At 39.8% G+C, this 14,632-nt stretch carries 14 protein-coding genes; 2 read left to right on the top strand and 12 right to left on the bottom strand.

Annotated features, from left to right (window positions below; translation table 11 throughout):
* Together P767_RS18505 and P767_RS0109165 are read right to left on the bottom strand one after the other, a co-directional pair.
* The coding region (locus tag P767_RS18505; protein ID WP_216593229.1) for a beta strand repeat-containing protein at positions 1-2,311 on the bottom strand (2,311 nt) is incomplete at its 3' end.
* A 14-nt stretch (positions 2,312-2,325) separates the two neighbouring features.
* Entirely contained in the window at positions 2,326-2,865 is a 540-nt protein-coding gene (locus P767_RS0109165; protein WP_037351709.1) for a T9SS type A sorting domain-containing protein, read from the bottom strand.
* 217 nt (positions 2,866-3,082) lie between these two features.
* Here P767_RS0109165 and P767_RS0109160 point away from each other — a divergent pair, with 217 nt between their 5' ends.
* The gene (locus P767_RS0109160; protein WP_026764262.1) at positions 3,083-3,526 is read left to right on the top strand and encodes a DUF2721 domain-containing protein; all 444 of its coding nucleotides are present in this window, start codon (positions 3,083-3,085) and stop codon (positions 3,524-3,526) included.
* On the opposite strand, the gene P767_RS0109155 is transcribed toward P767_RS0109160, so the two are convergent.
* Entirely contained in the window at positions 3,523-4,959 is a 1,437-nt protein-coding gene (locus tag P767_RS0109155; protein ID WP_026764261.1) for a hypothetical protein, read from the bottom strand. The two genes, P767_RS0109160 and P767_RS0109155, sit on opposite strands and share 4 nt — an antisense overlap.
* Before the next feature lie 195 nt (positions 4,960-5,154).
* Positions 5,155-6,942, bottom strand: coding sequence for an ABC transporter ATP-binding protein (locus P767_RS0109150; RefSeq protein ID WP_026764260.1), 1,788 nt, complete (start codon positions 6,940-6,942; stop codon positions 5,155-5,157).
* Positions 6,943-7,052: 110 nt separating this feature from the next.
* On the opposite strand from P767_RS0109150, the gene P767_RS0109140 reads away from it, so the two are divergent.
* Positions 7,053-7,526 carry a ribonuclease H-like YkuK family protein gene (locus tag P767_RS0109140; protein WP_026764259.1) on the top strand — a complete coding sequence of 158 codons (474 nt, stop codon included), beginning with the start codon at positions 7,053-7,055 and terminating at the stop codon, positions 7,524-7,526.
* A 6-nt stretch (positions 7,527-7,532) separates the two neighbouring features.
* Here the strand turns inward: P767_RS0109140 and P767_RS16575 are convergent, their stop codons facing one another.
* The 8 genes from P767_RS16575 to pheT form a co-directional block, all read right to left on the bottom strand.
* On the bottom strand, positions 7,533-8,567 hold the full coding sequence (locus P767_RS16575; RefSeq protein ID WP_051417259.1) for a lytic transglycosylase domain-containing protein: 1,035 nt from the start codon (positions 8,565-8,567) through the stop codon (positions 7,533-7,535).
* Complete coding sequence (gene gatA / locus P767_RS0109130; protein ID WP_026764258.1) at positions 8,564-10,063, bottom strand: Asp-tRNA(Asn)/Glu-tRNA(Gln) amidotransferase subunit GatA; 1,500 nt, start codon at positions 10,061-10,063, stop codon at positions 8,564-8,566. Before gatA ends, P767_RS16575 begins: the two co-directional genes overlap by 4 nt.
* A complete protein-coding gene (locus tag P767_RS0109125; RefSeq protein ID WP_026751019.1) occupies positions 10,063-10,251 on the bottom strand; it encodes a Sec-independent protein translocase subunit TatA/TatB in 189 nt (62 codons plus the stop codon). The genes gatA and P767_RS0109125 overlap by 1 nt, the downstream gene beginning before the upstream one ends.
* 106 nt (positions 10,252-10,357) lie before the next feature.
* Positions 10,358-10,708, bottom strand: coding sequence for a 50S ribosomal protein L19 (rplS, locus tag P767_RS0109120; RefSeq protein ID WP_026764257.1), 351 nt, complete (start codon positions 10,706-10,708; stop codon positions 10,358-10,360).
* A gap of 69 nt (positions 10,709-10,777) precedes the next feature.
* Positions 10,778-12,343, bottom strand: coding sequence for a ribonuclease Y (gene rny, locus P767_RS0109115; RefSeq protein ID WP_026764256.1), 1,566 nt, complete (start codon positions 12,341-12,343; stop codon positions 10,778-10,780).
* 127 nt (positions 12,344-12,470) lie between these two features.
* Complete coding sequence (locus P767_RS0109110; RefSeq protein WP_026751022.1) at positions 12,471-12,767, bottom strand: cell division protein ZapA; 297 nt, start codon at positions 12,765-12,767, stop codon at positions 12,471-12,473.
* Between the two features lie 4 nt (positions 12,768-12,771).
* Positions 12,772-13,059, bottom strand: a complete 288-nt coding sequence (locus P767_RS0109105; RefSeq protein ID WP_026764255.1) for a hypothetical protein — start codon at positions 13,057-13,059, stop codon at positions 12,772-12,774.
* 16 nt (positions 13,060-13,075) lie between these two features.
* Positions 13,076-14,632: phenylalanine--tRNA ligase subunit beta (pheT, locus tag P767_RS16570; RefSeq protein WP_037352576.1), on the bottom strand; the 1,557-nt coding region annotated here is incomplete at its 5' end.

Below are 14,632 nucleotides of genomic sequence, written 5' to 3'. Positions count from 1 at the left end.
TAGTAATACTGGGTTCACCACCTAATCCTGAGAGTGTATAAGTAGGGATATTTAAAACACCTGTGCCACTATTGTATAATGCTGATCCACTATTCCCAGATGTTGTAAGGGATAATGCAGCTCTTGCTCTTGCTGACGTAAAATATAAATTTGAAGTCCCTTCAGTTGTAACATCAGATGTTAATGTTTGCCAACTTTTATCTCCTCTCCAATATTGTAATGCAGTACCAGAACTAATTGATGGTTCTGCCCCTAATCCTGCAGCAGTATAAGATGGTACATTAATAATTCCTGTTGTATTGTCAAAAGTGGCTATGCCACTTGAACCAAGATTAGTAAGACTTATTGCATTTCTTGCCCTGGCATTGCTGAAATATTGTTGAGTTCCTTCTGGAACTACTGTGGTATTTAATGTTTGCCAGCTTTTATCACCTCTCCAGTATTGTAGTGTTGTTCCAGCTGTAATAGTTGGTTCAGCTCCAATTCCTGTAGCAGAATAATTTGGGATATTAAGGACCCCGGTATTATTATCATAAGATGCAACACCAGTAGTCCCTAAAGTAGTTAAGCTGATTGCAGTTCTTGCTCTTGCATCAGTAAAATATTGTTGCGTTCCTTCTGGTACTACAGTTGTATTCAAGGTTTGCCAGGTTTTATCTCCTCTCCAGTATTGTAAACTATTTCCAGTGATAATATTTGGCTCGCCCCCTAATCCAGCCAATGTGTAATTCGGAATATTCAACACATTCCCACTTAGCGTTGCAGGACCACTTGAACCTGTTGTTGTAACTCCTGTAATTCTGCTGGTAAATGCAGCATTGAAATTAGAAAAATCACCCGGGCTTAATAAACCTCTATTTGTTGCTGAGGCTGTTGGAATGTTGAAGCTGTGAACAGTTCCTGCAGAACTGATATTAAAGTCTGTTCCGGTATTACCTGTTGCAAAGCTCTGTGATCCCCCTAATGCCAATGGAAGGGTATTCAATGTAACGCTATTATTGGTCAATCCTATATTCCCATTTGCATACGTAATATTTGTTCCGGCACTTAACTGATTTCTCACATCAGTTGTAAAATTCCCCAATGTTAAATCACCGCGAAAGTATTGGGTTGATGTACCTAATGGTATTGCGTTTTGTTTGTTGTTAAAAGTATTCCAATCACCTACAGTTAGTAATCCAGTGGTTGTTGCGGTTGCAGTTGGAATTGGATTTGCAATTACATCTGTCACTAGTCCTTTGTTATTAACCGTAATAGATGGAACCATTATATTATTCCCAAAAGTTCCTACAGCACTGTTTACTGTAGCCAGGGTTAAAGGTAAAACAGGAGCTGTTCCGCTACTGGTAGATACTCCTGTGGCATCTCCGGTTGCTGTTACAATAATGGGCTGATTGGCAGTTAAATAAGTGTTGTTATCCACTGAACCATCCGCTTTTAAAAACTGTGCAGCTATGCCTCCTGCTTTGATAAAACTGGCGGCGGTTATATTGTTGTTGAAAGTTTTATTCCCTCCAATGGTTTGTGCATTCGGTGTTATTAAACCTCTGTTAGCTATGGACGCATCCGGAAAATTAAATGTATGTGTTTTGCCTGCAGATAAAATATTAACGTCTGTTCCAGTAGTGCCAATTGCAAAATCCTGTGCATCACCTAAATTCAATACCAGTCCGTTTAGTGTAACTCTGCTGTTTACCAGTTTTATATTAGCAATGGTATTATCCTGAATTTTTGGGTTGGTAATTGCCTGATCGGCGAGTTTGGCAGTAGTTACATTTAAGTCAGCAATTTTTGGTGTTGTTATAGCCTGGTTGGCAATCTTTCCCGTTGTTACTGCCAGTGGGGCAATGATGGGATTGGGATAGTTGGATCCCAACAGGTCTCCGCCCGCAGGACCAACAGGGTAGGCTGCATTGGCAAAAAGCGCATAGGGCACTGCCTGAAGTTGTGACGTGCCGGCCTGAAAATAATTGTTGCCTCCTTCCGGATCTATTTCAACCTGTAAATATTTGTTCCCGCTGATCCAGTTGATAGAAGCCATGCTACCCAATACATTACTGGCACCCGGACTGCCGATTACAACAGTAAACAGACCGAATTGATTGGTTCTTACATTCCTTGTTTCAGAATAAACAATGGACCCTGTCTGAGATCCGTCTCTGATGGAAAGACGTATGCCTACATCTCTGAATGTTAAAGCAACCCCGTTGGCATTTCTGGCGATAGCTTGGTAATTCAGTTGCTGTGCTTCTATACGCATCATTGCACTTACAAAAACAAATATCAAAAGCACTAATAAACGCTTACACATACTCAATATTTTAATTACCGTAGTTTCAACAATTTAAATACACCGTGTTTTTTTAACTGTCCATTGCTATATAAGGAAAGCATTAGATAATAAGGACCTGATGCATATTTACTAAAGTCAATTTTTTGATTTACTGGTAATGTGTTGTATTGGAATTCTCTTACTCCATGTACATTACCTAATAAGTCTAATACCCTAAGCACTACTCTTCCTGTGTCTCTGCTGTATAAATCAAATTGCAATTGTGTGCTGACTGGATTGGGATAGTATTTAACTTCCTCCTTGTTCCATCCTTTAATGGGTACGGTTTGTAAATCTTCCGGAATAAACGGTTGTAATACCCCTTGTGTTAATAAGTACATGCCTCCATTCACAGAGAATGTTTCAATCAGGGTAGATTCTCCTACACTCCAGATCAAGCTAAAATTGGGGATGGTTGGGGTGCCTCTAAATACATAATTTCCACCCGTACTGTTGAGGGTGAAAGGCTCAAAAATTTGACCGTTAACACTTACTGTTAACAGCAATAAGACAGCTAGTTTAAAACATTTCATAACCGGGGGGGCTAACTATATTCATAAACGAAATTTTATTTCGTTTAGTTTTAGCAAGATAAATTTTATAACACCAATGCAGCTTCTGATTTTTTTGTTGAAATGACGGTTGAGTGTAGTATTCATACTACACTAACAGCATATAAAACCCTTTACTTACATATGTTAGTTAGAATAACTAAATATGTTTAATTTTTAAATTTGTAACTTGAACAATATGGACATCAGTATCAATACACCTGCGCTATTATTTCCTGCAATAAGCTTAATTATGTTGGCTTATACCAATCGCTTTCTTGCTTTAGCCAATCGGGTAAGAAATTTGCATGATGAGTTTGAAAAAACAGACAACAAAGCCAATGTTCATGGTCAAATAAAAAACCTGCGATTCAGAATTAAGCTAATCAAGCAGATGCAGGCTCTTGGTGTTTTAGCTTTTCTTAGCTGCATTATCTGTATGTATTTCATTTATATTGAATGGATGGTAATGGCACATTGGGTTTTTGCATTTAGTCTTTTAAGTTTTTCCTCTTCTTTAGCCATTTCACTTTGGGAAATACAATTAAGTACAAGAGCACTAGAACTTGAACTCAGTGATATGGAGGGATTGGAAGACCCTACCGTAATAGAATACATTAAAAGTAAATTTGAAAAGGACTAAGGCAAGGCTTCATCTGTTAATACTGTTTCAATGAGCCCAAAGTGTTGCTCTTCTACATAGTATTCAAAATAGCGTTTGTCTTCCTGGCTTCTTGTATTGCCAATCAACTGTTTATGGTTAGGGTAAAGAAAGCTGAATTTCTCGTTAATACTATTCATTACTTCACTTCTTACCTTTTTTTGTAGTCCAACATTCTTGTCTTTAATGCCTAATACATAATTAATTTCTGTAATAGTGGTGTTTTCCTCCCTTTTACTTTTTTCCAGAAGCAACCTGATTAGTTGTTTTTCTGTTTCACTGAAACGAATAGTAGGCGAAATTTTACCATGTCCGATGGATAAAGAGGGAGATTCTGTTTTTGTAATTGCATCACTTATTTTTTCTGCTGCTTTTTTCTCATTGTTTTGCTTTCGTCTTACAGCGGCAGCTCCGGCGAGAAGAACAATTGGAACTACAAAAGGAATGACGCTTCCTTTTTTCTTCCAGATTTTCATCCCCGAAGTTTTAAAGTTGGATGAGGGGATGTTTACTGAGTCGTATTGCCAGTTAAATCCATTTAAATAATAAATATGCTGATTTTGGTAATAAGCAAGATTATAACTGTTAATCCTTTCTAAGCTCTGCACAAAGCTTGGATCATCGTTTATTTTAATTTCATTTTCACCATAATGAACTTGATAGGCTTTATGGTTATAACATATTATTTGTCCGGAATCAGTGCCAATAATCCATTTAGCATTTTGAAGCAGATTGTAATAATCGTTATTGATATTACCTAACTTTTCCCATTCTTTGGTTTTTAAATTAAATCGATAAGTTTCCTTCTTATTTACCTCAAAATCCTGTTCTTTTATTACACCTTCATTAATAATTGTTTGATAGGGGATATACAATTGCTGCTTTTGGGTATTGAACCAGGAGAGTTGTCCAGAGGTACCCAATTTACTGGCAAACGGCAAATGAATTTCTTGATTTACGGGTTCCGCATCCCATTCCAGGTCTTTTGTATTGTATTTTCTAAGAACCCCTGTTGATTGCCAGAATCCATATCCCCCAATATTATAAATATCTTTTTTATGCGTAAAAACAAAAGCATCAATATTATAATTATAGTTTTCAGTATCATCTATTCGTTTAAACTGCAAAAGGCTATCATTTGGATTTTGAAGCCTGTACAGTAAGCCAGAGCCATTAAAATGTATATATAAAGCAGACCCAAGTTTAAAAAACTGGTACTTGCGGGTTTTTAACCAGGGAGATTGGGGTTTAACAAAGGGATAGTCAGGGGAATTCAAGGGCTGAATCTCACCCCTCTTAGATATCAGATCGGTAAAAAATGGTGATTTAGGGGTGGTTAGAATACTATCAATTTCCTGAGAATGAACGCTTGGGGCTACCAAAAAAATAATCAGTGAGCAGATTAATTTTCGCATCAGAATAGGATTATTTGGAAAATTCTGATGTAAAATATAGGAAATAACCTATTTAATCACCAATTCCTTAACCTTTTTACCTATTCGCCCCCTATTTCCTGCGTTATTTCGATTCTATTAAATGCCAGTCGCCAAGATTTTTAATAACCGGGGGGGAATTAACAATCAAAGCGGCTGGTTTTTTATTTGCTGATTTTACTTCCTTTCCCCGATTTGCTGCCTCCACATGGCATAATACAATCCTTTCTCTGCTAAAAGTTCAGCATGGCTTCCAGTTTCCACTACTTTTCCCTTTTCCAACACATAAATACGGTCTGCATGCATAATGGTGCTTAACCGGTGGGCAATCATAATGGTAATTTGCTCTTTTAAGGCAGAAATGCTCCGGATGGTATTGGTGATTTCTTCTTCGGTAATACTATCCAATGCGGAAGTGGCTTCATCAAAAATCAGCAATTTGGGCTGTCTGATCAGGGCGCGGGCAATGGACAAGCGTTGTTTTTCGCCCCCGCTCAGCTTTAATCCGCCCTCGCCAATCATAGAATCAATCCCATTCTGGGCTTTGGCTAGGAGGGGAGCACAACTGGCTTTTTCCAGGGCTGCAATCACAGCGGCATCATCGGCATCAGGCGCAACGAACAATAAGTTCTCCTTGATGGTGCCTGCAAATAATTGGGTGTCCTGGGTTACAAAACCTATTTGATTGCGAAGTTCTTCCATATCTATGGCATGACCATCCACACCGTTATAAGTTACTTTTCCTTCCTGGGTATGGTATAATCCAACAAGCAGTTTTACCAATGTACTCTTACCTGCACCTGAGGGTCCAACGAATGCAATGGTCTCTCCTTTTTTAACATCAAAAGAAATGCCATCCAGTGCGCTGAATTGCGCCGACTGATGCTTAAATCTTATATCATGAAAGGCAAGGTCACTGATGTCTCCAATAGGAGTGGGACTGGCTGGTCGGGGTTCTGATGGCTTTTGCATCAGATTATGAAAGTTATTCAGCGAAGCTTCAGCTTCACGATAGCTTAAAATAATATTTCCAATTTCCTGTAAAGGGCCGAATATAAAAAAGGAATAAAAGGTCAGGGTCATTACTTCACCCGCAGTCAGTTTTCCCTGAAACACCAACCATAAAAGGGTAAACATAATTACCTGACGCAGGAAGTTTACAAAAGTGCCCTGCACAAAACTCAGTGAACGAATACTTTTTACTTTGCGTAATTCCAACCCCAGAATCTTGTAGGTGTTTTTATTCAACCTGCCTATTTCCTGTTCTGTCAAGCCCAGGCTTTTAACCAGCTCAATATTGCGTAAACTTTCAGTAGTAGTACCAGCCAGTGTTGTGGTTTCTTTTACAATGTCTTTCTGAATGGCTTTGATTCGCTTGCTTAAAAAACTGGTTAGCATAGACAACATTACAATGCCCACAGCATAAATGGGCATGATACTCCAATGCAAACGAAATGAATAAACAGAAATAAAAACAATACCAACCAGTATACTGAACAGTACATTGATAAAGGCAATGATGAATCTTTCTGTATCGGTTCTTACTTTCGACAGAATGGAAAGTGTTTCCCCGCTTCGCTGGTCTTCGAATTCCTGGTAAGGCAATTGCATGGAGTGTTTTAATCCATCTGTGAAAATCTTTGCTCCGAATTTTTGAACAATCACATTGCTGCAATAATCCTGAAATGCTTTGGCAATTCTGGATACCATCGCCACACTGATCAGGATGGCTAAAAATCCGAGGACGCCCCAGATAAATTCTGCTTCTGTTCTGGTGCCTGTAGCTATGAATTGTTTTTGTTCGTTAAAGTATCCCTTTTGCAAAGGGTGCATGCCATACTGGTCTAATAACTTTCCAAAGAAGTAAGGATCCAGCATGCTGAAACTCTGGTTAATCGCTGCCAGTAAGAGCGCTAATGCAATCAACCATTTATAGGGCTTTAAATATTGGAGGAGTAATTTCATGGTGGGGCAAAGTTATTATATGGGGCTTTATCCACCACTGTTAATAATAAGTTCATGCAGAATTGGCTGGATAAGCGGTTTTCCTTGGTAACTTCAGAAAACCCTATTTTATGCATTGGAGAAAATTCAATGGAGAAAACATCCACCTGCCCATTAAAGAGGCAGTAGAAGAAGCCATTAAAAGGGAAACCGAAAATGGCACCAAACTCAAAGTTTGTATTGGCACAGACAGCCAGGTTAAAGGGGATGACACCGAGTTTGCCACTGTTATTGTTTTTTTAAGAGAACACAGTGGTGGCTTCATGTACATCCACAATGAAAAGACCAAGCAAAAATTTCATTTAAAGGAAAGGATGCTGACCGAAGTGGCCAAGAGCATTGAAATTGCCTATGAGCTTTGTCATTTGTTTATTGAGTATCAGATTGAAATGGAAGTGCATGCAGACATCAACACCAACCCAATGTTTAAAAGCAACGATGCATTGCGGGAAGCCATGGGCTATATCCTGGGAATGGGATTCGCCTTCAAAGCCAAGCCGGAAGCCTTTGCCAGCAGTTGTTGTGCCGATAAGGCGGTGAATTAGCAATAATTAATATGCCTGCAGTAAGGCTCTTAGTGAAGCTGCCAGTAAAGCTTGTTTCTTGGCTTCAAACAAGGAAACTTTTTCTTTGGGTAAACGCATCTGATAGGTTTTACCTGCTGCCAGTGCTTTCTCAAAACCCGGATTCCAGCGATTGAATTGTTGTATGTCCAGATTCAATTCATTGGCAATAATCAATGCCTGGTATCTTCCCGCCACTTCTATCTCTGTACTGTTACTTATTTCTTCTGCACTTAATTGACGGGCATCACCATGCAGCATGATATTTTCCTGGTGAATCTTTGTTTCTGCCGCTGTCATGGTAGTCCAGCCACCACTGCCTTCCATAACATAATGGGTGGCAATAAATTTCTTTACGTGATTGCGTGTTTCTTCGGGCAAATGATATTGTAATTGCCAGAAATCCCTGCTGCCTGTTTTACGAATCGCCTGCTTAACCCTTCCTGCACCTCCGTTGTAGCCTGCAACCACCAATAACCAGTCTTTGAATTCTGCATACAGTTCCCGCATGATTTTGGCAGCCACATGGGTGCTTTTGTTGTAATCCATTCGTTCATCCGGATTGCGCACACTCAATCCAAATCTTTTGGCTTCAAAATCCATAATCTGCCAGGGCCCTGCAGCACCCGCCCAGGATACAACCCCTGCACCTAAATTACTTTCAATCACACTCAGGTATTTCATTTCCTTGGGAATACCATATTGTGTAAGTACCCCCTCGTATAAATCAAAATAGGGTTTACCCCATTGTTTCATTTTCTCCAAAGATTTACTATGTCTTTTCATATATTCCTGAACAAAGGAAACCGCTCTGGGATTGAGTTGTACGGCATAGGGTTTAGTGGGATCAAAACGGGTTTTAAAAAGAGATTTAAAACCAAACTTATCAGTAGCACTATCTTTCTGTGCGTATATGTCCGCAGTAAAAAATATGGCAATCAAAATGTGTAAAACGAAAAATAAAACAGCACGGTGTTTGCTGATAAATTTTATTATAGTTGGATTATAATTGTTCTTTCTCATGACTTTAGCTCCATCAATCGGGCACTCAATTGTATAAGACCCATTTCATCAAAAGAACGCGTCATTACCTGTAAACCAAAAGGCATGCCATTGGTATGGGTAAACAAAGGAACTGAGATGGCTGGTATGCCTACCAGGTTGGCATATACGGTATAGATATCACCCAGAAACATTTCAATCGGGTCATTTGTTTTCTCACCAATCTTAAATGCCGGAGAAGGAACCGTAGGAGAGAGTATGGCATCAAATTCCTGAAAAATATTATTGGTCTGTTGTTTTAATAATTGTCTTACCTGTTGGGCTTTGGTAAAATACGCATCATAAAATCCTTCACTCAACACAAATGTGCCCAGTAAAATTCTTCTTTTCACTTCTTCGCCAAATCCTTCGGAGCGCGAAGCTTTGTACATTTCCGTTAAATCAATTCCTGTTTCAGCGGTTCTATGTCCGTACCGAACGCCATCGTAGCGGGACAAGTTACTGGAAGCTTCTGCTGTGGTTAGTACATAATAAGTAGGCACCACATATTCCAGCATGCTGAAATTGATGGCAGTTACAGTATGTCCTTCCTGCTTCAGCTTTTCAAAATATGCGAAGGTTTGTTCCTGAATATTTTTATCTAAAGAGGGATGTTCCAGCGCTTCTTTAAAATAAGCCAGTTTAAATTTTTTTGTAGCGTCACTAATTTTTTCTACCGATGACTCATTTGATATTTTGGCGTTTTCAGGCACGATATCCCCTTTAAAAATAGCCTGACTATAAGGCATTACGGGTTCCTGTGCAACCGTGCTGTCAAATTCATCTGGTCCTGCAATCACTTCTAAAACAAGGGCTGCATCTTCAATTGTCTTGGAAAAAATACCAATCTGATCAAATGAGGAAGCATAGGCAATCAACCCATATCGCGATACCCTTCCATAGCTGGGTTTTAAGCCGATAATACCACAGAAATCTGCCGGCTGTCTAACCGATCCACCTGTATCGCTGCCCAGGCTAACCATACAAAGACCTGCCTGTACGGCAACAGCAGATCCTCCGGAAGAACCGCCGGATACCCGTTTATTATCAGCCGCATTCAGTACCGGACCGAAGGCAGAATTTTCATTACTGCTACCCATCGCAAATTCATCACAGTTCTGGCGACCAATGATGATGGCGCCGGCATCTAATATTTTTTGCGTAGCAGTTGCGTTGTAAAGAGATTGAAAATTGCCCAGCATTTTAGAGCTGGCAGTAAGCGCATGACCTTTATAGGCAATCACATCTTTTAGCCCCACTACCACGCCGTGTAATGGACCTGTCAGCGCACCATTGGCTGCTGCTGCATCTAACTGCTTTGCTCTTTCAATTGCTTCGGATTCATACACTTCTAAAAATGCATTCAAGTGTGCATTTTCGGCGATGGCCTTGGTATAAAAAAGAACGGCCTCCACACAGGTGGTTTGGCCGTTTTGCAATGCTGTATGAAATGCTTTGATTGAAGTATAATCAAACATTATGCTGGTGTACTGTCTTTTTCTTTAATGCCTTCTTCCAATTCTTTTTTCACGTTGTTCTTGGCATCATTAAACTCACGGATTCCTTTTCCAAGACCTCTCATGAATTCAGGAATTTTTCTTCCGCCAAACATTACTAGGATTACAACACCAATGATGAGTAATTCCTGAAAACCTAAACTTCCCATAGTATATTTTTTATTGCTGTAAAGTTAAGACAAATGTATACGTTTCAGCCAATAAAAAAAGCGCTCCGAAGTATCGGGGCGCTTTTTTAAGTAATTTATTAGAAAACTAAAAACGTTTTTCTTTAATACGTGCACTCTTACCGCTTCTTTCACGTAGGTAAAACAACTTAGCACGACGTACTTTACCTTTTTTGTTCAAGATAACTGACTCAATATTTGGAGAAAGGATTGGGAACAAACGCTCAACACCTACACCATCAGAGATTTTACGTACGGTAAATGAAGCAGTAGCTCCTACACCTTGTAATTTAATAACATCTCCGCGGAAAGACTGGATACGCTCTTTTCCACCTTCTACAATCTTATAGTTTACGGTTACATTATCTCCAGCTTTAAAGCTAGGTAACTCTTTCTTAGCGGTTAATTGTTCGTGAACAAACTGTACTGCTGCCTGCATAACATTATTTTTTATCGGACGGCAAAGGTAATGGGAATATTTTAAAAAACGCAAATTTTCCAGAAATTTCTATCTGGCTACGTTTACGGCTCTTTTTTCCCTGATTACAGTCACCTTAATCTGACCCGGATAGGTCATTTCTGTTTGAATTTTTTGTGCAATTTCAAAGCTTAGCTTATCGCTGTCTACATCGGATACTTTGTCGGCTTCTACAATCACGCGTAACTCACGTCCAGCTTGAATTGCATAGGCTTTTTCTACTCCCTGATAGGCAGTGGCAAGGTTCTCTAAATCCTTGATTCTTTGCAGGTATTGCTGCATAATTTCCCTTCTGGCACCGGGTCTTGCACCGCTGATGGCGTCGCAGGCCTGAACAATCGGAGAAATCACGTATAACATTTCCATTTCGTCGTGGTGCGCACCAATCGCGTTTACCACAGCCGGGTTTTCCCCGTATTTCTCGGCTAATTTTGCCCCTAAAAGCGCGTGGCTTAGTTCGGTTTCTTCGTCAGGAACCTTACCAATATCGTGCAGTAAACCCGCTCTCTTGGCTAATTTGGGGTTCATGCCCAGTTCGGCAGCCATAATCCCACATAAATTGGCTGTTTCACGGCTGTGCATCAACAGGTTCTGGCCGTAGGAAGAACGGAAACGCATTTTACCTACGATTCTAATTAATTCCTTGTGCAAACCATGGATACCCATTTCAATTACGGTGCGTTCCCCGATTTCCATTACCTGCTCTTCCAGCTGGCGGCGGGTCTTTTCAACCACTTCCTCAATTCTGGCCGGGTGTATACGTCCATCGGATACCAGACGCTGTAAACTCAATCGGGCAATTTCTCTTCTAAGTGGATCAAAACTGCTGAGGATAATGGCTTCCGGTGTATCGTCCACAATTAAATCAACCCCGGTAGCGGCTTCAATGGCGCGGATATTACGACCCTCTCTACCAATGATCTGACCCTTGATTTCATCGGTTTCCAGGTTAAATACGGTAACGGTATTTTCAATGGTCTGTTCAGCTGCTGTACGCTGAATAGATTGAATAACAATCTTACGGGCTTCCTTATTGGCCTTCTGTTTGGCGTCTTCAATAATTTCCTGCTGAAGGGCCAAAGCCTGCGTATGAGCTTCCTGCTTCAGGCTCTCAATCAACTGGGCTTTTGCATCTTCTGCGGTTAATCCGGCTACTTTTTCTAAGCGACGAATATGTTCTTCCTGGTGTTTCTCCAGTTCAGTGCGTTTTTGGTTCACCAACTCAATCTGACGATTCAGATTTTCCTTAATGGCATCATTCTCCTTCACCTGTTTCTCAATGCTCGCTTCTTTCTGGTTGATGGAAATCTCTTTCTGCTTTATGCGGTTTTCAACTTCCCCAATTTTTCGGTTGCGGTCGTTTACTTCACGCTCATGCTCCGATTTTAACTGTACAAAACGTTCTTTGGCTTCTAATTGCTTCTCCTTTTTAATGGTTTCAGCTCTTAGTTCAGCTTCTTTTAAGATGGTTTGTGCTTGTAATTCGGCTTCTTCTACCTGTTTTTTAGTGTCTTTGGCGAAAATAAATTTACCCGCTATAATACCCACTACTAGGGCTACTACCGCTGATATAATTACATAAATTATGGGATCCATGTCTTTGGCAAGGGTTTAAAACGTTCACAATTCTATTAATGCAATCAAATCTCATTTTAATATAATAAGTAAATGACTTGCTACGAAGATAACAAGAAGATAGGAGATTTTTGAATAGAAAGCTAAATTATCCGTTCTCTTTCAGTGCATTATCAATGGATTGTACCATTTCTTTTACCTGTTTGGCCGTTTCATCTGCCAGTAAGGCCAGCTGTGAATGTTCTTTTTGTTCGGTAGTAAACCACAATAAAACCATGGCCAGGTAGTCCTGCATGTCTTTGCCTGCAAAACTGGTTCTGAATTCCAGTATTTTTTCATTGATGGTTTGTGCGGTTTTACGAACCATTTCCTCGTCTTCCGCTTCAATTTTCAGGCGGTAAGTCCGGTCGGCAACAACAATATTTACGGGGATTAATTCAGACATAGTTTTAAGCGTGCAGCAACGCCAGGCATTTATCAATTTCTTTAAGGTAACTGTCTATCTGTTTCTGCAATTTAAGTTTTTCCTGAGGGTCCCAGTTGCCACTGGTGATTCTGGCAGCAGCCAGTTTTTGTTCCAATGCAGACAGGGCATGGGTATTGCTGATTTGCAATTGCCTTAAATCGGTCAGCTCTTTTTCCAGCCTTTGATTCTCTAACTCCAACTGACGATAGGCTTTCAGTAAAGTCTGCAACTTTTCCTGTAGTTCGGCAATATGTTGGTTTAGCAAAGACATGATCAAAAATTAGGTTTTATTTTCTGATTTCCGCATTAATTTCCTTCTCAAAGCCCTTTATCAGCTTATTCATCATGCTGTCAATTTCGGCATCAGTAAGGGTTTTACTGTCATCTGAGAAAACGAAGTTAACTGCCATAGATTTTTTATCGGCACCTAATTTTTCGCTTTCAAAAACATCAAACAGGTTCATCTGTTTTAGCTTGGAAATCTTTAAAGCCTGTACCGCTTTTTCAATCTGTTCGTAGCGAATTTGTTTGTTCACTACCAGGGCAAGATCTCTTTGTACAACAGGGAATTTATTCACTTCCTTGTACATTACTTTTATTTTCTGAATGGCAGAAAGCAAGGTATCAAATGGCAGGTCTATAAAGTAAACGGATTGCTTTAAATCGAACTGGTTCAGTTTAGCGGGTGAAACACTTTGTAATGTTCCCAGCTTTTGTTGGTTTGCGAAAATGCTTACCAATGATGCATCGGTTGCCTCTTCAAAATAAATATTGCTTAATCCACACCATTGCAATAGGGCCGTTACCAGTCCTTTCATTCTGTAAAAATCTACCGGCGCTGCCTGGTTTCTCCATCCCTGATCAATATGGTTACCTGTTGCAAATAAGCAGAAGTGTTCCGTTTCTTTAAAGCCTTCTCCATCTACCGCATAGGTCTTTCCAAATTCAAATAATTGTAAATCGCTGTTTTTGCGGTTCACATTATAGGCAATGGTTTCCAAACCACTCTCCAGCATAGAGGGACGCAATACATCGAGCTCTGCACTTAAGTTATTAATCATTTTAACTGTATAGGCAGATACAGACTCGTCAAAATATTTACTGTTCGTGATGGAGTTGGTCAGAATTTCAGTGAATCCTTTGCCTACCAGGAAGCCGGATATTTTTTCTTTTAGGTTTTCCTTAATACCCAGTTTTTCAACAGAAGGGCTGATGCTGATCATGGTGGGTATTTCCACATTGTCAAGTCCGTCTATACGTAAAATTTCTTCCACTATATCTGCAGGAATACTGATATCAGGTTTGCTGTATGGCACTTCTACCATTAATTCATCCAGGCTTTCCTTGGCAATTTCAAATCCCAATGCGGTCAATATCCTCTTTACTTTATCTGCGTGATAATTTTTACCACTTAGTTTTTTCAGGTAATGATTTTTTATCGTTACCGTAGTTCTGGGTTTGGGATCAGGATATACATCAATTAAATCGCAGGAAATGGTTCCACCTGCCACTTCTTTAATTAACAAAGCCGCGCGCTTCAGCACGTTTACGGTATTCGAAATATCAATTCCTTTTTCGAAACGGGTGGCTGCATCGGTTCTTAAACCATGACGCATAGAAGTTTTGCGGATAGTAGTAGAATGGAAACAGGCACTTTCAAGGAAAATGGCAGTAGTATTATTGGTTACGCCACTTTTGCTCCCTCCGAAAACACCAGCAATACACATGCTTTCAGCTGCATTGCAGATCATTAAATCTTCTTCATGCAGGCTTCTTTCTTTATCGTCTAAAGTGATAAATTTTGTTCCGGTTGATTGATTTTTTACAATGATTTCATTGCCGGT

It is taken from the genome of Sediminibacterium salmoneum NBRC 103935 (assembly GCF_000511175.1).
GTDB classification, from domain to species: Bacteria; Bacteroidota; Bacteroidia; order Chitinophagales; family Chitinophagaceae; genus Sediminibacterium; species Sediminibacterium salmoneum.
The sequence above is the reverse complement of the archived record's forward strand: the minus strand, read 5'-3'. Positions and strand labels throughout refer to the sequence as shown.